16 protein-coding genes, 2 tRNA genes and 1 pseudogene are annotated in these 18,775 nt (G+C 69.4%); 6 read left to right on the top strand and 13 right to left on the bottom strand.

Going from position 1 to position 18,775, the window contains the following annotated elements; translation table 11 throughout:
• Positions 1-79: 79 nt before the first annotated feature.
• Positions 80-1,030 carry a hypothetical protein gene (locus tag ACIPWY_RS12250; protein ID WP_401533004.1) on the top strand — a complete coding sequence of 317 codons (951 nt, stop codon included), beginning with the start codon at positions 80-82 and terminating at the stop codon, positions 1,028-1,030.
• A 254-nt stretch (positions 1,031-1,284) separates the two neighbouring features.
• On the opposite strand, the gene clpX is transcribed toward ACIPWY_RS12250, so the two are convergent.
• From clpX to ACIPWY_RS12225, 5 genes are all read right to left on the bottom strand, one after another.
• On the bottom strand, positions 1,285-2,571 hold the full coding sequence (gene clpX / locus ACIPWY_RS12245; protein WP_362902503.1) for an ATP-dependent Clp protease ATP-binding subunit ClpX: 1,287 nt from the start codon (positions 2,569-2,571) through the stop codon (positions 1,285-1,287).
• 155 nt (positions 2,572-2,726) lie between these two features.
• Positions 2,727-3,386: an ATP-dependent Clp protease proteolytic subunit gene (locus ACIPWY_RS12240; protein WP_100594205.1), complete on the bottom strand. Its 660-nt coding sequence runs from the start codon at positions 3,384-3,386 to the stop codon at positions 2,727-2,729.
• A 53-nt stretch (positions 3,387-3,439) separates the two neighbouring features.
• Complete coding sequence (locus ACIPWY_RS12235) at positions 3,440-4,048, bottom strand: ATP-dependent Clp protease proteolytic subunit (RefSeq protein ID WP_116513663.1); 609 nt, start codon at positions 4,046-4,048, stop codon at positions 3,440-3,442.
• A 284-nt stretch (positions 4,049-4,332) separates the two neighbouring features.
• The gene (gene tig, locus ACIPWY_RS12230; RefSeq protein ID WP_362902501.1) at positions 4,333-5,730 is read right to left on the bottom strand and encodes a trigger factor; all 1,398 of its coding nucleotides are present in this window, start codon (positions 5,728-5,730) and stop codon (positions 4,333-4,335) included.
• 149 nt (positions 5,731-5,879) lie between these two features.
• Positions 5,880-5,956 (bottom strand) — tRNA-Pro (locus ACIPWY_RS12225).
• Between the two features lie 141 nt (positions 5,957-6,097).
• Between ACIPWY_RS12225 and ACIPWY_RS12220 the strand changes: the two genes are divergently transcribed.
• Positions 6,098-6,168 (top strand) — tRNA-Gly (locus ACIPWY_RS12220).
• Positions 6,169-6,245: 77 nt separating this feature from the next.
• On the opposite strand, the gene ACIPWY_RS12215 is transcribed toward ACIPWY_RS12220, so the two are convergent.
• Entirely contained in the window at positions 6,246-6,440 is a 195-nt protein-coding gene (locus ACIPWY_RS12215; RefSeq protein ID WP_100594330.1) for a hypothetical protein, read from the bottom strand.
• Between the two features lie 535 nt (positions 6,441-6,975).
• On the opposite strand from ACIPWY_RS12215, the gene ACIPWY_RS12210 reads away from it, so the two are divergent.
• Positions 6,976-8,124, top strand: coding sequence for an acyltransferase family protein (locus tag ACIPWY_RS12210; RefSeq protein WP_401532999.1), 1,149 nt, complete (start codon positions 6,976-6,978; stop codon positions 8,122-8,124).
• A gap of 96 nt (positions 8,125-8,220) precedes the next feature.
• Here the strand turns inward: ACIPWY_RS12210 and ACIPWY_RS12205 are convergent, their stop codons facing one another.
• Both ACIPWY_RS12205 and ACIPWY_RS12200 read right to left on the bottom strand, forming a co-directional pair.
• Positions 8,221-8,667 carry an HD domain-containing protein gene (locus ACIPWY_RS12205; protein ID WP_401532997.1) on the bottom strand — a complete coding sequence of 149 codons (447 nt, stop codon included), beginning with the start codon at positions 8,665-8,667 and terminating at the stop codon, positions 8,221-8,223.
• A pseudogene (locus ACIPWY_RS12200) lies at positions 8,661-9,520 on the bottom strand (ABC transporter ATP-binding protein). Before ACIPWY_RS12200 ends, ACIPWY_RS12205 begins: the two are co-directional and overlap by 7 nt.
• Before the next feature lie 240 nt (positions 9,521-9,760).
• Here ACIPWY_RS12200 and ACIPWY_RS12195 point away from each other — a divergent pair.
• On the top strand, positions 9,761-10,945 hold the full coding sequence (locus ACIPWY_RS12195; RefSeq protein WP_362902496.1) for a cation:proton antiporter: 1,185 nt from the start codon (positions 9,761-9,763) through the stop codon (positions 10,943-10,945).
• Positions 10,946-10,966: 21 nt separating this feature from the next.
• On the opposite strand, the gene ACIPWY_RS12190 is transcribed toward ACIPWY_RS12195, so the two are convergent.
• Positions 10,967-12,220 carry a hypothetical protein gene (locus ACIPWY_RS12190; RefSeq protein ID WP_401532995.1) on the bottom strand — a complete coding sequence of 418 codons (1,254 nt, stop codon included), beginning with the start codon at positions 12,218-12,220 and terminating at the stop codon, positions 10,967-10,969.
• Positions 12,221-12,232: 12 nt separating this feature from the next.
• Positions 12,233-13,381, bottom strand: coding sequence for a PP2C family protein-serine/threonine phosphatase (locus ACIPWY_RS12185; RefSeq protein ID WP_393701936.1), 1,149 nt, complete (start codon positions 13,379-13,381; stop codon positions 12,233-12,235).
• A gap of 137 nt (positions 13,382-13,518) precedes the next feature.
• Here ACIPWY_RS12185 and ACIPWY_RS12180 point away from each other — a divergent pair, with 137 nt between their 5' ends.
• Positions 13,519-14,757: a GNAT family N-acetyltransferase gene (locus ACIPWY_RS12180; protein ID WP_362902490.1), complete on the top strand. Its 1,239-nt coding sequence runs from the start codon at positions 13,519-13,521 to the stop codon at positions 14,755-14,757.
• Between the two features lie 25 nt (positions 14,758-14,782).
• Here ACIPWY_RS12180 and ACIPWY_RS12175 read toward each other — a convergent pair whose 3' ends face one another.
• Positions 14,783-15,595: a DNA-formamidopyrimidine glycosylase family protein gene (locus ACIPWY_RS12175; RefSeq protein WP_362902488.1), complete on the bottom strand. Its 813-nt coding sequence runs from the start codon at positions 15,593-15,595 to the stop codon at positions 14,783-14,785.
• A gap of 179 nt (positions 15,596-15,774) precedes the next feature.
• The gene (locus ACIPWY_RS12170; RefSeq protein ID WP_227294665.1) at positions 15,775-16,260 is read right to left on the bottom strand and encodes a ribose-5-phosphate isomerase; all 486 of its coding nucleotides are present in this window, start codon (positions 16,258-16,260) and stop codon (positions 15,775-15,777) included.
• Positions 16,261-16,434: 174 nt separating this feature from the next.
• Between ACIPWY_RS12170 and ACIPWY_RS12165 the strand changes: the two genes are divergently transcribed.
• Positions 16,435-17,898, top strand: coding sequence for an amino acid permease (locus ACIPWY_RS12165; protein WP_362902486.1), 1,464 nt, complete (start codon positions 16,435-16,437; stop codon positions 17,896-17,898).
• Positions 17,899-18,159: 261 nt separating this feature from the next.
• On the opposite strand, the gene ACIPWY_RS12160 is transcribed toward ACIPWY_RS12165, so the two are convergent.
• Positions 18,160-18,738: a biotin transporter BioY gene (locus tag ACIPWY_RS12160; RefSeq protein ID WP_362902484.1), complete on the bottom strand. Its 579-nt coding sequence runs from the start codon at positions 18,736-18,738 to the stop codon at positions 18,160-18,162.
• Positions 18,739-18,775 lie beyond the last annotated feature (37 nt).

Genomic DNA, 18,775 nt, shown 5'->3' with positions numbered 1-18,775 from the left:
CCGCCCTCGGGTTCCCCACACACGGCCGCCTTCCGCCAGGATGTTCGGAACGCATAAGCATCGGGAGGGAACCCCAGAAATGAGCTACAACCAGCCGGGCCCGTACGGCGGGCAGCAGCCTCAGCAGCCCGGACCCTACGGCCAGCAGCAGCCGGGCCCCTACGGCCAGCAGCCCCCGGCCGCGCCCCAGCCCGGCTACGGGTACCCACAGCAGGCCCCGCAGGGCGTGCCGCCGCAGCAGCCCCAGTACGGCCAGCCGGGCGGCTACAGCCAGCCCCAGCAGCCTGGCCCTTACGGGCAGCAGCCCCAGGCCCCCTACGGCCAGGTCCCCCCGCCCCCCGGCCCGCCCCAGGGCGGCAAGAAGAAGACGGGCCTGGTCATCGGCGCGGTGGCCGTGGTCGCGGCGCTCGGCGTGGCCGCGTACTTCGTGTTCGGCGGTGGCGGCTCCTCCGTCGCGGACGACGGCCCCCACAAGCTGACGACTCCGGCGACGGTGATGGGCGACTACAAGCGCATAACCGAGGACAAGGGCGCCCAGGACGCCACCTCGGGCGACGCCAAGGTCCTCGCGCAGAGCGGGGTCACGAACGCGAAGGCCGTCAGCGCCGTCTACTCGACGCTCGACGTCAGCGACCCTGCCGCGCAGCCGTCGGCGGCGGATGTCGCCACGTCGAAGGCGGTGTCCTTCATGGGCATCTACGGCACGGTGAAGGACCCCGAGGCGGCGATCGACTCCACCTTCGCCGGCATGAAGAAGGAGCAGGCGAAGAAGTCGAAGCCGACCATGACCTTCATCGGCGACGCGAAGACGGTCGAGCCGGACGGCCTCGACGGCGCAGTGATGAAGTGCCAGCAGGCGCAGGCCAAGAACATCGCGACAGGCAAGCTCGACACGCAGTACATGTGCCTGTGGGCGGACCACAGCACGATCGGCATGGGCGTCCCGGCGGCAGGCGGTAAGGGCGTCGGTCTCGAGGACTCCGCGAAGGTCACTGCCGACCTCCGCAAGGACGTCCGCGTCAAGTCCTGACCCCCTCGCCGGCCGCAAAAGCAGGCCCCGATCGAATGATTCGATCGGGGCCTCCCCTCATGCGTCTGTGAGCCCAATCCACTCCGGCAACGACGCCCGCCAGTAGCGGGAGCAGACAGCGATGACCTCATCCGCGGACGCCCCGCCCCAGCCAGGTTCGGGATGGATTACAACTGACCCTGGTCATACACGCAGTTGAGGCCCCGGCGAAGAGAAGTTCCCGCCGGGGCCTCAAGTGCGTACAGGCGTATGCGCTACGCCGACTTCTGCTCGCCGCTGCCCGAGCCGCGCGCGTCCCGCGGGATCAGCGTCGGGTTCACGTTCGAGAGGACGGCCTCTGCCGTGATGACGACCCGGGCCACGTCCTTGCGGGAGGGGACCTCGTACATCACGGACTGGAGGACTTCCTCCATGATCGCGCGCAGGCCGCGCGCGCCGGTGCGGCGCAGGATGGCCTGGTCCGCGATGGCCTCCAGGGCCTCGCGCTCGAAGTCCAGCTCCACGCCGTCGAGTTCGAAGAGGCGCTGGTACTGCTTCACCAGGGCGTTGCGCGGCTCCAGGAGGATCTGGAGGAGCGCCTCGCGGTCCAGGTTGTGGACCGAGGTGATGACGGGGAGACGGCCGATGAACTCGGGGATCATCCCGAACTTCACCAGGTCCTCCGGCATGACCTCCTGAAACTGGTCCTTCTCCTCCAGCTCGCGCTTGGAGTGGATCGTCGCGCCGAAGCCGATGCCCTTGGCACCCGCCCGCGACTCGATGATCTTCTCCAGGCCGGCGAACGCGCCGCCCACGATGAACAGCACGTTCGTCGTGTCGATCTGGATGAACTCCTGATGGGGGTGCTTGCGGCCGCCCTGGGGCGGGACGGAAGCCGTGGTCCCTTCGAGGATCTTGAGCAGAGCCTGCTGGACGCCCTCACCGGACACGTCGCGCGTGATCGACGGGTTCTCGCTCTTGCGGGCGACCTTGTCGATCTCGTCGATGTAGATGATCCCGGTCTCGGCCTTCTTGACGTCGTAGTCGGCCGCCTGGATCAGCTTCAGGAGGATGTTCTCGACGTCCTCACCCACATAGCCGGCCTCCGTGAGCGCCGTCGCGTCGGCGATGGCGAACGGAACGTTCAGCATACGGGCCAGGGTCTGGGCCAGGAGGGTCTTGCCCGAGCCCGTGGGGCCCAGGAGCAGGATGTTGGACTTCGACAGCTCGATCGCGTCGTCGCGTCCCTGGGCTCCGCCGTTCTCACCGGCCTGGACCCGCTTGTAATGGTTGTACACAGCGACCGAGAGGGCTTTCTTCGCAGCCTCCTGGCCGACGACATAGCCCTCGAGGAACTCGTAGATCTCGCGAGGCTTGGGAAGTTCTTCCCAGCGAACCTCGCTCGTCTCCGCGAGCTCTTCCTCGATGATCTCGTTGCAGAGGTCGATGCACTCGTCGCAGATGTACACACCGGGGCCTGCGATGAGCTTCTTGACCTGCTTCTGGCTCTTTCCGCAGAACGAGCACTTGAGCAGATCGCCGCCGTCACCGATGCGTGCCACGAGGTGCTTCCCCTTCGCCTGGGAGACGCTCGCGTAAGCGACTCCTGGTGCCTGTATCCGACGGTACCTTGCCGGGCCCCCCGTTCGGGCCCCCCTTGGCACGGTTCACTTTGACGTGAACCGTGCCAAGGAACGGCAGACGATACAGCGGTACGTCACGCGATAGCGTCGCTGTTCATCTTCCGGGTGGAGATGATCTGGTCGATCAGGCCGTACGCCAGGGCGTCCTCGGCCGTGAGGATCTTGTCGCGCTCGATGTCGTCGCGGATCTTCTCGATCGGCGTCGTGGAGTGCTTGGCCAGCATCTCCTCGAGCTGCTCACGCATCCGGAGGATCTCGTTGGCGGCGATCTCCAGGTCGGAGAGCTGCTCACGGCCGGTGCCACCGGAGGGCTGGTGGATCAGGACGCGGGCGTTCGGCAGCGCCATGCGCTTGCCCGGCGTACCGGCGGCGAGGAGCACGGCGGCCGCGGAGGACGCCTGGCCCATGCAGACCGTCTGGATGTCCGGCTTCACGAACTGCATCGTGTCGTAGATGGCCGTGAGGGCCGTGAACGAGCCGCCGGGGCTGTTGATGTAGATGGAGATGTCACGGTCCGGGTCCATCGACTCCAGGCACAGGAGCTGCGCCATGACGTCGTTGGCGGACGCGTCGTCGATCTGCACGCCGAGGAAGATCACGCGCTCCTCGAAGAGCTTCGCGTACGGGTCGTACTCACGCACGCCCTGCGAGGTGCGCTCGACGAAGCGCGGGATGACGTAGCGGTTGTCGACCTGCGGGCCGGTGTACAGACCGCTGCCGGGGATGTTGTTCATGGTCGGTGTTCCGTCCTGGTGAGGTGGGCTGGGTTGACCGCGTAACCGGGGATTCAGGCCCCGGTGCCGCCGCCGCCCGGAACACCCGTAGCGGCACTGATGATCTCGTCGATAAGGCCGTACTCCTTGGCCTCTTCGGCGGTGTACCAGCGGTCGCGGTCACCGTCACGGATGATCGTCTCGACGGTCTGCCCGGAGTGCCGGGCCGTGATCTCCGCCATGCGCTTCTTCGTACGCAGCAGGTACTCGGCCTGGATCTTGACGTCCGAAGCCGTACCGCCGATGCCGGCGGAGCCCTGGTGCATCAGGATGTCCGTGTTCGGCAGCGCGAAGCGCTTGCCCGGGGTGCCGCCGGTCAGCAGGAACTGGCCCATGGAGGCGGCCATGCCCATGCCGATGGTGACGACGTCGTTCTGGATGTACTGCATGGTGTCGTAGACCGCCATGCCTGCCGTCACAGAACCGCCGGGGCTGTTGATGTAGAGGTAGATGTCCTTGTCCTGGTCGGCAGCGGCCAGGAGGAGCATCTGGGCAGTGATCTTGTTGGCGATCTCGTCGTCGACCTGCTGGCCCAGGAAGATGATGCGGTCGTTGAGCAGTCGACTGTAGACCTGGTCACCGAGGCCACCACCGAGGGACGGCTCACCGGCGGCGGAAGGCATCAGATTCGTCACGTATCCACCTGCTCGTCTCTGACGGCAACGCGCCGTCTCGCGTCTTATCCGGAGGGCCGGGGAGCCGCACCTGCGCACCGCCGTTCGGCGGCGGCACGGGGACTCATCTGCCCTCGTATTCATGGACCCTAACGCGCGGGTCCCTTCGGTGAATCCCGCAAGGGGAACTGTTCGCTGTGAGCGCATGTCGCGCCCCGCCCCCACAGGTACGACTGGGCCCCGGGACGATGTCGTCCCGGGGCCCAGCTGCACAGATGAGATCAGACCGAGGCTCAGGCCTCGTTCTTCTCCTCGGCGTCGGCGGAGGCGTCCGCCTCGACGGCCTCGACGGTCTCGCCGGCGGCAGCCGACTCGTCCTCGTCGTCCTCGAGGTCGACGATCTCGCCGTTCGTGTCCTTGACCGTGGCGGCCTCGACGACGACCGCGAGGGCCTTGCCGCGGGCGACCTCGCCGACGAGCATCGGAACCTGGCCGCCTTCGACGACGGCCTGGGCGAACTGGTCGGGGGACATGCCGGAGGACTGCGCGCGCCGCATGAGGTGCTCGGTGAGCTCCTCCTGGTTGACGTTCAGCTTCTCCTTGTTGACGAGCTCGTCGAGGACGAACTGCGTCTTGATGCCCTTGACGGCCTGCTCGGCGGTCTCGGCATCGAACTCCTCGACCGTCTTGCCCTGGATCTCGAGGTACTTCTCGAGGTCGAGGCCCATCTGGCCGAGCTGGTGGTGCTCGAGGTTGTGCTTGCGGGTCTGGACCTCGTCCGCGAGCAGCTTCTCGGGAACGGGGACCTCGACCAGCTCGAGCAGCTTCTCCAGGACGCGCTCCTGGGCCTGCGTGGCCTGGTCGTACTGCTTCATGTTCTCGAGGCGCTTGCGGCTGTCGGCCTTGAGCTCGTCGAGGGTGTCGAACTCGGAGGCGAGCTGCGCGAACTCGTCGTCCAGGGACGGCAGTTCACGAGCGGCGACCTGGGTGACCTTGACGGAGACCTCGGCCTCCTTGCCCTCGGCGGAGCCGCCCTTGAGCTCGGAGGTGAAGGTGGCCTCGCCACCGGCCTCCAGGCCCTTCACGGCCTCGTCGATGCCTTCGAGGAGCTCGCCGGAGCCGATGGTGTACGAGACGCCGGACGCGATGCCGTCCTCGAGCACCTCGCCGTCGACCTTGGCCTCGAGGTCGATCGTGACGACGTCGCCGTCCTCGGCGGCCCGCTCGACGGGGGAGGTGGAGGCGAAGCGCTCACGGAGCTGCTCCACCGACTTGTCCACGTCCTCGTCGGAGACCTCGATGGCGTCGACCTCGACCTCGATGCCGGAGTAGTCCGGAATCACGATCTCGGGACGGATGTCGACCTCGGCGGTGAAGTTCAGCGTCTCGCCGTCCTTCAGCTCCGTGATGTCGACCTCGGGCTGGCCCAGCACGTTGAGCTCGGCCTCGTTGACCGCTTCGGTGTAGAACTTCGGGAGCGCGTCGTTGACCGCCTCCTCCAGAACCGCACCGCGGCCGAACCGCTGGTCGATGACTCGGGCCGGGATCTTGCCCTTGCGGAAGCCCTTCACCGTGACCTGCTGGTTGATCTTCTTGTACGCCGCGTCGAGGCTGTCCTTGAGCTCCTCGAAGGGCACCTCGATGCTGAGCCGAACCCGGGTCGGGTTCAGGGTCTCCACGGCGCTCTTCACGGTTCGGTCTCCTTGGGGGCTGACTTCTGGGTTCCTGCCCGGTTAAGAGACACACGGGCACGCAGCTTGCATAGTAACGGCAAGCCGGAGCCGACCCACAACGCGATCTTGAGGAGACGTTTAACTGCGAGACGCTGCTGTTGCGACGCTGGTCGGGGTGGCGGGATTTGAACCCACGGCCTTCCGCTCCCAAAGCGGACGCGCTACCAAGCTGCGCCACACCCCGTCGGTGCGACACGTAGGGTACATGCACGCGGCCGGTGCGGCTCCCGCATTACGAACGGTGTGAATGCGGTGTGCGGCGAGGGGCTCCGACCCGCTACGATGCTTCCCGTTGCCGTGGTCACCGACCTGCGGTGCGAACTGTGCGGGCGTAGCTCAATGGTAGAGCCCTAGTCTTCCAAACTAGCTACGCGGGTTCGATTCCCGTCGCCCGCTCTTGTGGCCCCGGGCCCGGTTCTCACGAACCGGGCCCGGGGTTTTTCACGTCCAGAGCCGGACAGTCTCTTGAGCGGTCAGAACTGGATCGAGTTGATCGTGTCCGCTATCGAGTTCAGGAACCTCTGGATGTCGTCGGCCATTCCGGTCGAGGCCAGGAAGAACCCGAACAGGACCGCCACTACGGCAGGCCCGGCCTTGATCGACCCTCCCCGGATCAGCACCACGAGAATGATCGCCAACAGCAGTACGACTGACAGCGAAATGGCCACACTGATCACACCCTAGGTCGGTCCGCTCTCCCGGCCCGGGGGGTACGACCCCGCACACCCCCGCCAGAACCATCGTGCCACCAACACGGCCCCCGTATGCGGCGGGTGACGCATCGTCGGCCACTCCGGTGCGGCGGCCCGTCGGCCGCGCAGCCTTGGGGCACATGATCGGCACGTGTTCCCCGGGCAATTTCACGGGCGACCGTGGCCAGTAATTCGGCCTGATCGTTTCCATGCACACACAGCATGTCCACATGGCGGGCACGCAGGTCACGCATGTGTTGTTCGCCGTGAATTCGAATTGTCGCGGGGGCCACATCCCGGGGTGGTCGAGTGCGGCCGATATGCACTATTTAATCCGGATGAGAGTGGTCATAACGGACTCATCTGGATGCCTCCCGAAGTCCCGCCGGAAGACCTGCGAAAACTTCGCCATCGCTATGCCGACTTCTCCGAATCGGGGGTACACGCGCGGTAAGGAGGATTTGACGTGAGGGTTTTACGAAATACAGCGGGCGCCGCTAAGGTGCCTCAGATGTTCCGCGCTGCCCCCACCCGAGCCCCGCTCCCTGCGGCACAGACGGCCCCCGCCCATCAGCCACCGAACACGGCAGCCGCTCCCCCCACACCGGCCGCCAAGCCCGCGAAACAGCGGGACGCGTTCTTCGACAACGCCAAGTACCTGGCCATTGTGCTCGTCGCGATGGGCCACTCCTGGGAACCGCTGACGGATCACAGCCGCGTCGCCGAGGCGCTCTACATGACCGTCTACACGTTCCACATGCCGGCGTTCATCGTCATCTCCGGCTACTTCTCCCGCAGTTTCGACATGCGGCCCGACCGGCTCCGGCGGCTCATCACCGGGGTCGCCGTGCCGTACGTGATCTTCGAGGTCGCGTACACCTTCTTCAAGCGCTGGGCGGACGACGACCCGACGCAGCCGTTCAGCCTGCTCGACCCCTGGTATCTGACCTGGTTCCTGGTCGCCCTGTTCGTGTGGCGGCTGACCACCCCGCTGTGGAAGATCGTCCGCTGGCCGGTGCCGCTCGCGGTCGCGATCGCCGTACTCGCCTCCGTCTCCCCCGACATCGGCGACGATCTCGACCTCCAGCGCGTGCTTCAGTTCCTCCCCTTCTTCGTGGTCGGCCTGTTCCTGAAGCCCGAGCACTTCCAGCTGGTGCGCCGGCGTGAGGTGCGGATCCTGTCCGTGCCGATCTTCGCGGCGGCCCTGGTGCTGGCCTACTGGGCCGCTCCGCGGATGACGTCGGCGTGGTTCTACCACCGCGACAGCGCGCAGGAGCTGGGTGCGCCGTGGTGGGCCGGTGCCGTGATGACGTTCGCGCTCTTCGGGTGCTCGGTCGTCCTCACCGCGTGCTTCTTCGCGTGGGTGCCGCGGCGGAAGATGTGGTTCACCGTGCTGGGCGCGGGGACGCTGTACGGCTACCTGCTGCACGGCTTCATCGCGAAGGGCTCGCGGTTCTGGGGCTGGTTCGACGACTACGCCTGGCTGCACAAGCCGCTGGGCGAGGTGTTCGTGACGGTCGTCGCGGCCTCCCTGATCACGGTCCTGTGCACTCCCCCGGTCCAGCGGATGTTCCGGTTCGCGATGGAGCCGAAGATGGGGTGGGCGTTCAAGAAGGACGCGGCCGAGGTGGCGCGGGACCGTGGGCGGGCCCGCGCCTGAGGGCGCGCCGTCGCGGTTCGTCGGGTGCGGGCGCGGGTGCGGCTGCGTGAGAGCTTGTCGCGCAGTTACCCCGCGCCCCTTGTCAGGGCGCGTCGCCTACGCGGTTTCGTCGATGCCCAGTAGCGATCTCATCCCCGCGTACTTCCTTGTCAGGCGCTCTCTCGTCGGTGTGTCCAGGACCGCCAGGCGGGTGGGGTCCGCGTTGTGGGCCAGGTCCGACTCCTTCACCAGCAGTGCGCCCGGAGTGGCCAGAATTCGTTGCGCGTAGGCCTCTTGAGGCTCTCCGGGGCGCTTGGTGAGGGCGAGGACGACGGCCTTCGTGCGGTCCGTGAGGTCCGCCGCGGCCAGCCACTGGGGCGAGAGCGCGTCGTCCTCGATCGCGTCGTGCAGCCAGGCCGCCGCGATCTGCTCGTCGTCGCCGCCCCGGGCGCGTACACCTTCGGCGACCGCCTCCAGGTGCTCCGCGTAGGGGCGTCCGGCCTTGTCCGTCTGGGTGGCGTGGGCCCTGCGCGCCAGGGCCTCCACCTCGGCGAGGGTCAGCATGCGGCCGACCCTACGGGCCACGCGGGGGCGCCGCGGTGTCCGGGTGTACGGGCGGGGGCCGTCAGGGTCGTCATGCGGGCGGCGATCGTCTGCGCGGGCGCGCCGTTCAGCTGGTCCACGATCCGGCCGTCGGCGAGGAACAGGACGCGGTCGGCGTAGGCCGCGGCGGCCGGGTCGTGGGTGACCATGACGACGGTGGCGCCCATGCGGTCGACGGCAGTGCGCAGAAGTCCCAGGATGTCGGCGGCCGTTGTCGTGTCGAGGGCTCCGGTCGGCTCGTCCGCGAAGACGACGTCGGGGCGGGTGATCAGGGCGCGGGCGATGGCAACGCTCCCCCAGTGCCTCAAGGGCCTGGGGGGACCCTCAGCTGCTGGCCGCCGGAGAGCTCGCCGGGGCGCCGCCCGCCCTTGTCGCCGAGGCCGACCCGGGCGAGGACCTCGGCGGTTCGGCGCCGGTCGGGGCGGTGTCCCGCGAGGCGCATGGGCAGGACGACGTTCTGCTCGACAGTGAGCGAGGGCAGCAGGTCGAACGCCTGCAAGACGAAGCCGAGTCGGGTGCGGCGCAGGGCGGTGAGCCTGTTCTCACCCATACCGGTGATGAGGGTGCCGCCGAGGTGGACGGTGCCGTCCGTGGGTCCGTCGAGGCCGGCCGCGCACTGGAGGAACGTGGACTTGCCGGAGCCGGAGGGGCCCATGACGGCGGTGAAGCTGCCGCGGGGCAGGGCGGGGTCGATGCCGCGCAGGGCGTGCACGGCGCCGCCGCCGCGACCGTACTGACGGCGCACTCCGCGCAGCTCGACGACCCACCTGTCGTCACGCGGTGCCACGTCGTGCCGCTTCCTGCCCAGGCCCATGCCGCCCTCTCGCACCCTGCCGGATCCGATGCCCCGAACGTACGGATCGAGGGCCCTGACCGGCCATGAAGGCCGCTGGCGAAACGGGGGTGGGGTTCTCCCCACCTCGACCTCAGAAATGATTTGGTAAGCTAACTATTGACGTGTTCTTGACCTTCTCTTGACCCGAGCGGGTCATCCGACCAAGCCAAGAAACGAAAGAGGAGCGGGCCCATCGGACACGCAGACACCTTGATAGCCATGGGCGGCGCCTTCCTCGCCGCCGCCGTCCTCGCCCGCCTCGGCGGACGCATCGGACTTCCCACCATCCCCCTGTTCATCCTGGCCGGGATCCTCCTCGGCCCGCACACACCCGGCATCGTGCTGGTCGCCGACCCGCACGACCTGGAGATGCTCTCCGCGCTCGGCCTGGTCCTGCTGCTCTTCTACCTCGGCCTCGAATTCCATCTGGACGACCTCAAGGCCGGCGGCCGCAAGATGGCCGCAGCCGGCGGGACGTACCTCGCACTGAACGTCGGCGCGGGCCTCGGTTTCGGATTCGCCCTCGGCTGGGGCACCTCCGAGGCTCTGGTCCTCGCCGGGGTACTGGGCATCTCCTCGTCGGCGATCGTCACAAAGGTGCTGGTCGACACCGGCCGCCTCGGCAATCCGGAAACCAGGCCGATCCTCGGGATCATCGTCGTCGAGGACATCTTCCTGGCCCTCTACCTGGCCGCGCTCCAGCCCATCCTGTCCGGCGCGGACAGCCTGGCGTCGGCGGTCATGGACGGCGGCAAGGCGTTCGGCTTCCTCCTGCTGCTCGCCCTCGCGGCACGCTTCGGCACCCGCGTCGTGGGCCACCTCTTCAACACCAAGGACGACGAACTCCTCGTCATCTCGTTCCTCGGCGCGGCCGTGTTCGTCGCCGGGGTATCCGAGTGGTTCGGGGTCGCGGACGCGATCGGCGCGTTCATGGTCGGCCTGATGCTCGGCTCCACCACGTCGGGCGAGCGCATCCGCAAGCTCGTGCACCCCCTGCGGGACGCGTTCGGCGCGATCTTCTTCTTCGCGTTCGGCCTCTCCATCGACCCGGGCGACCTGCCGACGGTGCTGTGGCCGGTCCTCGCGGCCGTCGCCGTGACGCTGGTGATGAACGTGCTGGCGGGGCTCGGCGCGGCGCGCGTGTACGGGTTCGGGCCCGGCCCCGCCGCGAACATCTCGACGACGCTGCTCGCCCGGGGCGAGTTCGCCCTGATCCTCGCGACGATGGCGGCGGGCGCGGGGCTCGACTCCCGCCTCTCCCCCTTCATCGCGGGGTATGTGCTGCTGCTCGCCGTGCTGGGACCGCTGGCGGCCGGGCAGTCGCGGTGGCTGGCTCGGATCCTGCCGGGCGGGCGGGCCCCGGATCGGGCTCCGGGGGAGGAACGGATCGGCGCGGGCGTGTGAGCGGTGAGCCGCGGTGCGGGGTCACTCCCCGGACCGCGGCCACCCGGCGGCCGGTCCGACGATCGGGGGCTCCTCGGGCGGCTCGGCACGGGGCGGGGCCACCGCGGCGGGCGCACCGTCCGGGAAGGCGGGCGCACCGTCCGGGAAACAGTGGGCCTGCGCCTCCCGCAGCACCGGGAAGTCCTCCAGCGCCCGCGCGAACAGCAGCGCGTACTCCTCGCCGTACGTCCCCGCTGCCGCCCAGAGGGAGTCCAGTGCCGCCCGCAGGGGATCCGGGTCGGCCGCGGCGTACAACGCCGGGGACGCCACCGCCTGTTGCAGCAGCCGCGGAACGCGGCCGTGCACCATCGCCGCGACCCGCACCGTGGTGTGCTCGATCGCGGGATCCCTCAACAGCCGTTCGACGACGTCCTGTCGAGGCGGGAGCGGAGCCTCGGCCTCCACCGCCCTCATCAGTTCCACGAGCCAGGCGACCCGGTCGAGGCCCGCCCGCGCGAAGGCACGGCGCATCGCCCAGTGCGCCACGCTCCGCTGCGTCGCCGCGTCCACCGCGTCGACCGCGTGCACGAGCGCGGGCGCGATTCGCCTGATCCCCGCGATGTCGCCGCCCACGGCGCGCAGCCGCGGGGTGGGCAGGCGGCCACCCCATTCCCGCTTCTCGTACGCGATCTCCCGGTCCCGCCGCTCGCGCTCCTCGCGCTCCCTGGCCTCCCGTTCAGCCGCGGCGCGCTCCTCGGGGGTCGGCGGCGGAGGCAGGCTTCGGGCGACGTCGTGCTGGTGGGCCGCGCTCCGGGACGTCTGCCTCAGGAGGCGGTCGGGGGCGTGCGGTGCCGGCCAGAACTGGAGCAGATGACGTTCGAGGGATCCCGCCAGGTCCAGGTCGACGGCCTCGGCGTTCCGGGACTCGTCGAGGCCGCTGCCGCAGTAGCGCACCCGGTGGCAGACCCGGTCGAGGCCGAGCGGAAAGTAACCGTCGCCTCCCCACAGGTCCAGGGACACGTCGTCGCCGGCGGGTGTGAAGGAGACTTCGACGATCTCCTCCCACGCGTCGTACGTCCCGTCGAGTGCCGGTGCCGACTCGTGGACCTCGACGGTGAACGGGATGCGGCCCGTGTGCAGGCCGGTGGACAGGTACAGGAACCCCGGCAGTGCGGCTCCGACGAGGCCCTGTGTCTGGCCCGCCATGGCCTCGTGCGGGCCGCCGCCGGAATCCGGGCCGGGGTCACTGGTGACGTACAACTGGCCGTAGCTGACCGAGAGACGCTCGCTCAGCACGGTCCGCACTGCTTACGCGTCCCGGCAGATCAGCAGGAGCGCCCGGTCGTCGTTCACGTCCTTGGCCACCGCTTCGATGAGGTGCCAGGCCGCGCCGTGGAACCCGCCGGAGACATAGCGGTCCGCCTCGCCGGTGAGGCGGTCGATGCCCTCGGTGATGTCGCGGTCGGACGTCTCGACCAGGCCGTCCGTGAAGAGCATCAGGACGTCGCCGGGGCGCAGGGAGCCCTTGGTGGAGTCGAACTGGGCGCCGTCGTAGACGCCGAGGAGCGGGCCCTCGGCGGCCTTCTCCTCCCAGCGGCCGCTGCCCGCGCTGAGCTGGAGGCCCGGCGGGTGCCCCGCGGAGAAGAGTTCGTAGTCGCCCGACTCCAGGTCGAGGACGAGGTGGATGGAGGTCGCGAAGCCCTCGTCCCAGTCCTGGCGGAGCAGGTAGCCGTTGGCTGCGGGCAGGAAGGCGTGCGGCGGCAGGGAGCCCAGGAGTCCGCCGAAGGCTCCGGACAGCAGCAGCGCCCTCGACCCCGCGTCCATGCCCTTGCCCGAGACGTCGGTGAGGACCGCCTCCAGCGTGCGGCCGCCGTTCGTGCGGGCCGCGACGACGAAGTCGCCGGAGAAGGACTGGCCGCCGGCCGGGCGCAGCGCCATCTCGCGGTGCCACCCCTGGGGCAGCTGCGGCAGCTTGCTCTGTACGCGGATGCGTTCGCGCAGGTCGAACAGCATCGTGCCGCCGCGCCGCCAGGGCACGCCGACCCGGCTGCGGAACTGGGCGATGAGCAGGCCGAAGAAACCGCAGGCGGCCACGACCAGGACGGTGCCGGGCGTGACCCGGGCGGCGCCCTCCGCGTACGGGCCGAGTCTGACCGACTCCACGATGAGCGCCGCCGCGGCGGCCGCGTACAGGCCGAGGAGGCTGGCCGGGCGCAGCAGCAGGCCGCCCGCCACGATCGGCAGGACGAGCGCCGTCGGGGAACACCAGACCGGGTTGAGGAGGGTGACGCAGGCGATGACCGGGACCGTGAGGAGCAGGCCCACCAGCGCGACCCAGTCGGAACCGTCGCCGCGAAAGTAGTCGACACCCGATTTGCGCAGGCCGATGCGGGCCCGGTGCAGTCTCATCTTCATCCGGGCCGGAAACGTCTCGGCTTGCGCGCGTCGTCCTGCCATTGCTCGTGGACCTTATCCATCGGGCCAGGGGCTTCGCACGGGAGGTCCCACTTGTCCCTCTTCCAGGCAGCCCCGGGCGCCTTCCGCGGCGGGGAAATTCTCTCGCTTCGCCCGCGGCGCCCTGGTAGGGATGGCTCATGACGATGGACGTACGGGTGCTGCGCCAGGACGAGTGGAACGAGTGGTACGGGAAGCTGGAGCTGGCCTTCGGCGGCGTCCCCGAAGCGCCCGAGGAGCGCGCGCTCTACAACGACCTCACCGAGTTCGACCGGTCCATCGGCGTGTGGGACGGCGACCGGTGCGTGGGGACGGCGGGGGCCTTCACGTTCGGGGTGACAGTGCCGGGCGGGGCCCAGGTGCCGGCGGCGGGCGTCACGATGGTGTCCGTCGCGGCGACGGACCGGCGGCGCGGGGTCCTGACGTCGATGATGCGCCGCCAGCTCGACGACGTGCGGTCATGGGGCGAGCCACTCGCCGTGCTCACCGCGTCCGAGCCCGCGATCTACGGCCGCTTCGGGTACGGGATCGCGACGCGGCAGGCAAGCGTGGAGATCGACTCGACGCGGGTGCGGATCAACGCACCGGCGGGCACGGACGACGTACGGCTGCGTTTCGTCGACGTCGCCGAGGCCGCCGCCCGGTGCGAGGCCGTGTACGTGCGGACGATCGGCACCCGGCCCGGCATGCTCGCCCGCAGGCCCGGCTGGGAGCGGCTGCCGCTGCTCGACCCGCCGTCGGAGCGTGAGGGCGCGTCGCCGATGCAGTGCGTGCTGGCCGAGCGGGACGGGGAGACGGTCGGCTACGTCCGGTTCCACAACAAGCCCGAGTGGGACGCGGCCGGACCCAAGGGCGGGATCACGCTGCGGCACATCGACGCGCTCGACCCGGCGGCGTACGCGGCACTGTGGCGCTTCCTCCTGGACATCGACCTGACGTCGACCGTCCAGGCACGCAACCGGCCGGTGGACGATCCGCTGTTCTCCCTGGTCAGCGACATCCGGCGGTGCCAGGTGCGGCTGCGGGACTCGATGCACGTACGGCTCGTGGACGTCGGTGCCGCACTGGAGGCCCGGACGTACCAGGCGCCGGTCGACGTCGTGCTGGACGTGACGGACGAGTTCTGTCCGTGGAACGCGGGGCGGTGGCGGCTGACCGGGGACGCGAAGGGGGCGTCCTGCAAGCGCACGGGAGACAGTGAGGAAGCCGCCGATCTCGCCCTGTCCGTAAGGGAGTTGGCGGCCGTCTATCTAGGCGACACGTCGCTGGCGGCGCTGGCGGCGGCCGGCCGGGTGCGGGAGCTGCGTCCTGGCGCGGTCGCCGAGGCGGCGCTCGCGTTCGGGTCCGTCGTGGCGCCCTGGCTGCCGCACGGATTCTGAGCGGGCGGGGTGTGGCGGGCCCCGGTCAGCGGGGCGGCTGGCACCTCGGGCACCAGAAGAGGTTGCGGGCCGCGAGGGACGCCGTGCGGATCTCCGTGCCGCACAGATGGCACGGCATCGTGGCCCGCCGGTAGACGTACACCTCGCCGCCGTGGTCGTCCACGCGCGGCGGGCGTCCCATCGCCTCGGGGGTGTGCTCCGGGCGGACGGTGTCGATGCGGTTGTGCCGGACGCCCTCGCGCATCAGGGCCACCAGGTCCGTCCAGATCGCCGTCCACTCGTCGGGCGTGAGGTCCTTGCCCGGGGTGTACGGATCGATGCCGTGCCGGAAGAGGACCTCGGCGCGGTAGACGTTGCCGACGCCCCCGATGACCTTCTGGTCCATGAGGAGCGCGGCGACGGTGGTGCGGCTGCGGGAGATACGGCGCCAGGCGCGGTCCGGGTCGTCGCCGTTCCTGAGCGGGTCGGGGCCGAGGCGGTCGTGTATCGCCTGCTTCTCGGCGTCCGTGATCAGGGCGCAGGTCGTGGGGCCGCGCAGGTCGGAGTAGTACGTGTCGCTCAGCAGCCGGAGCCGGACGGTGTCCGTGGGCGGCGGGGCGGGGGTCTCTCCGATGGCGTATTTGCCGAAGAGGCCCAGGTGGATGTGGATCCAGCCGGTTTCCGCGAAGCCGAGGAAGAGGTGTTTGCCGTGGGCCTCCGTGGTGTCCAGGACCTGGCCGTCCAGGAGGGCGGCGCTGTCGGAGAACTTGCCCTGGGGGCTTCTTACCGTTACCGGGTGGCCGGTGAAGCGGTTTGCGTGGTCCTGGGCCAGGCGGTGGATGGTGTGGCCCTCGGGCACGCGTCTTTTCTCCTCGGATGGGTGGGGGCGGGGCGTTGGGAGGTCTTCTCCCCCGGCCCGCCCCTTCCCGAAAGACCGGGGCTCCGCCCCGGACCCCGCTCCTCAAACTCCCCCGGACTCCGTCCGGGGGACCCAAGGGGCTGGGTCGAGGGGGTGAATGGCCTGCCCGGACGAGTAGGTCAGCCCTGCGGGTGGTGGGCGGGGATTGCGGGGAGTTCGCCCGTTTCCTCGTAGCGCGACAGCATCTCGATGCGGCGCGTGTGGCGCTCCTCGCCCGAGTACGGGGTGGAGAGGAAGATCTCGACGAACTTCGTCGCCTCTTCCTGCGTGTGCATGCGGCCGCCGATGGAGACCACGTTCGCGTCGTTGTGCTCACGGCCGAGGGCGGCGGTCTGCTCGCTCCAGGCGAGGGCCGCACGGACGCCCTTCACCTTGTTCGCGGCGATCTGCTCACCGTTGCCGGAGCCGCCGATCACGATGCCGAGGGCGTCCGGGTCCGCCGCCGTGCGCTCCGCGGCACGGAGGCAGAACGGAGGGTAGTCGTCCTGGGCGTCATAGATGTGGGGCCCGCAGTCGACGGGCTCGTGGCCGTGGGCCTTGAGCCATTCGACGAGGTGGTTCTTGAGTTCGTAGCCGGCATGATCCGAGCCGAGGTACACGCGCATGGGTCCGAGTGTGGCACGTCCCACCCCGGCACGGCGCGGTCGGGTCGTTGTCACCGTTCGTTTACGAGCAAACGTCTCGGAGTCGAAAATCACGATACGGAGTCAGGTCTTCCGTCCGGTACGTCCCTGGGTTTGAATGCGTGGGCTCGTGACCCGAGACTTAAGGATTCGTCCATGACCTCGCAACCCTCCCTTGCGAAGGCCGACCAGGCGCCCCACAATCCTGGAGATTCACAGCCCGAGAACGGTCAGACCGGCACCAACGGTTCCGACGGGCTCAAGGCCGGCCTCAAGAACCGGCACCTTTCGATGATCGCCATCGGCGGTGTCATCGGCGCCGGACTCTTCGTCGGCTCCGGTTCCGGCATCGCCGCCGCCGGCCCCGCCATCCTCATCTCGTACGCGCTCGTCGGCCTGATGGTCGTCCTCGTGATGCGGATGCTCGGCGAGATGGCCGCGGCCCGGCCGACCTCCGGCTCCTTCTCCGCCTACGCCGACCGCGCGCTCGGCCGCTGGGCGGGCTTCTCCATCGGCTGGCTCTACTGGTTCTTCTGGGTCGTGGTCCTCGCCGTCGAGGCCACGGCCGGTGCCAAGATCCTCAACGGCTGGGTGCCCGGTGTCCCGCAGTGGGGCTGGGCCCTGATCGTGATGATCGTGCTCACCGCGGCGAACCTGGTCTCGGTCGGCTCCTACGGCGAGTTCGAGTTCTGGTTCGCGGGCATCAAGGTCGTCGCGATCGGCGCGTTCGTCGCCATCGGCGTGCTCGCCGTGTTCGGGGTGCTGCCGGGCTCGGACAACCCGGGTGACGGGTTCGCGCATCTCACGGATTCCGGCGGGTTCATGCCCAACGGCGCCGGGTCGATCCTCACCGGCGTCCTCATGGTCGTCTTCTCCTTCATGGGCAGCGAGATCGTCACGCTGGCGGCCGGTGAGTCGGAGGACCCGCAGAAGGCCGTCACCAAGGCCACGAACAGCGTCATCTGGCGCATCGGCATCTTCTACCTGGGCTCGATATTCGTCGTTCTGACGCTGCTGCCCTGGAACGACAAGTCGATCGTCGAGGACGGCTCGTACGTCGCCGCCCTGAACTCGATCGGCATCCCGCACGCCGGTGAGGTCATGAACGTCATCGTGCTGACGGCCGTGCTGTCCTGTCTGAACTCCGGGCTCTACACCGCCTCCCGCATGGCCTTCTCGCTCGGCCAGCGCGGCGACGCCCCCAAGGCGTTCGCCCGCACCACCAAGCGTGGTGTGCCGCAGGCCGCGATTCTCGGCTCCGTCGTCTTCGGCTTCCTCGCCGTCTGGTTCAACTACCAGTGGCCGGACACCGTCTTCAACTTCCTGCTGAACTCCTCCGGCGCCGTCGCCCTCTTCGTCTGGCTCGTCATCTGCTTCACGCAGCTGAAGATGCGCGGCATCATCCTGCGCGAGGAGCCGGAGAAGCTCGTCGTGAAGATGTGGCTCTTCCCGTATCTGACGTGGGCCACGATCGCCGGCATCTCGTTCGTGCTCGTCTACATGCTCACCGACGACGCGGGCCGCGAGCAGGTCGTCCTGTCGCTGCTCGTGGCGGCCCTGGTGGTCGGTATCTCGCTGGTGCGCGACCGGGCGCAGAAGCGGAAGCAGGTCTCCGCCTGATCCCCGCCTGACCGTCCCTGGACGGTCTCGCCCAGCGGCCCGACATCGCCTTCGCGGCAACCTCCGCGGATGATGTCGGGCCGCTGTCGCGTACGCGGGCTGGGTGCGGTCATGCGGGCTGGGTCCGGTCACGCGGACCGGTTGCGGAGGGGCTGTACGACGTACAAACGCGGAAGAGGCTCGCCGATGTGAAGGCCGCATGCGGCCCGGCGAACCTCTTCCGGAGGAACTACTGCGGGCGCCGAGCGCCCGTCGCGCGAACTACTTGTCGGCGAACTTCCAGGCCGTGGGCAGCACGCCCATCGCCAGGGCCGCCTTCACCGCGTCGCCGATGAGGAACGGAGTGAGGCCCGCGGCGACCGCCTGCGTGAAGGTCATGCCGGTGGCGGCGGCGAGGTAGGGCACGCCGACCGCGTAGATGATCGCGGAGCCGAGGACCATCGTGCCCGCGGTGCGCAGGACCGAGCGGTCGCCGCCGCGCCGCGCGAGCGCGCCCACGACGGTGGAGGCGAGCAGCATGCCGACGACGTAGCCGAAGGAGGCACTGCCCGCGCCGGAGGTGCCCTGCGCGAACCACGGCATGCCGGCCATGCCGACGAGCGCGTACACGGCGAGGGAGAGGAAGCCGCGGCGGGCGCCGAGCGCGGTGCCGACGAGGAGCGCGGCGAAGGTCTGCCCGGTGACCGGGACCGGCGAGCCGGGCACGGGCACGGCGATCTGGGCCGCGATGCCGGTGAGGGCGGCGCCGCCGAGCACGAGCGCGATGTCGCGGGTGCGCGAAGCGGGGAGCAGGTCGGCCAGGACCTTGCCGGGGCGGGTGGAGACGGCAGCCGTACTCATCGGGACTCCGCGGGGGTGAGGGCAGGTTGGGACACCG

Source organism: Streptomyces sp. NPDC090032, from assembly GCF_044748025.1.
Classification (GTDB): domain Bacteria; phylum Actinomycetota; class Actinomycetes; order Streptomycetales; family Streptomycetaceae; genus Streptomyces.
The sequence above is the reverse complement of the archived record's forward strand: the minus strand, read 5'-3'. Positions and strand labels throughout refer to the sequence as shown.

Coding starts and splice junctions, on each gene's coding strand:
- ACIPWY_RS12250 (WP_401533004.1), top strand. CDS start 80: ATGAGCTACAACCAGCCGGGCCCGTACGGCGGGCAGCAGCCTCAGCAG.
- ACIPWY_RS12240 (WP_100594205.1), bottom strand. CDS start 3,386: ATGAACAACATCCCCGGCAGCGGTCTGTACACCGGCCCGCAGGTCGAC.
- ACIPWY_RS12235 (WP_116513663.1), bottom strand. CDS start 4,048: ATGCCTTCCGCCGCCGGTGAGCCGTCCCTCGGTGGTGGCCTCGGTGAC.
- ACIPWY_RS12210 (WP_401532999.1), top strand. CDS start 6,976: ATGTTCCGCGCTGCCCCCACCCGAGCCCCGCTCCCTGCGGCACAGACG.
- ACIPWY_RS12205 (WP_401532997.1), bottom strand. CDS start 8,667: ATGCTGACCCTCGCCGAGGTGGAGGCCCTGGCGCGCAGGGCCCACGCC.
- ACIPWY_RS12195 (WP_362902496.1), top strand. CDS start 9,761: ATGGGCGGCGCCTTCCTCGCCGCCGCCGTCCTCGCCCGCCTCGGCGGA.
- ACIPWY_RS12185 (WP_393701936.1), bottom strand. CDS start 13,381: ATGGCAGGACGACGCGCGCAAGCCGAGACGTTTCCGGCCCGGATGAAG.
- ACIPWY_RS12180 (WP_362902490.1), top strand. CDS start 13,519: ATGACGATGGACGTACGGGTGCTGCGCCAGGACGAGTGGAACGAGTGG.
- ACIPWY_RS12170 (WP_227294665.1), bottom strand. CDS start 16,260: ATGCGCGTGTACCTCGGCTCGGATCATGCCGGCTACGAACTCAAGAAC.
- ACIPWY_RS12165 (WP_362902486.1), top strand. CDS start 16,435: ATGACCTCGCAACCCTCCCTTGCGAAGGCCGACCAGGCGCCCCACAAT.
- ACIPWY_RS12160 (WP_362902484.1), bottom strand. CDS start 18,738: ATGAGTACGGCTGCCGTCTCCACCCGCCCCGGCAAGGTCCTGGCCGAC.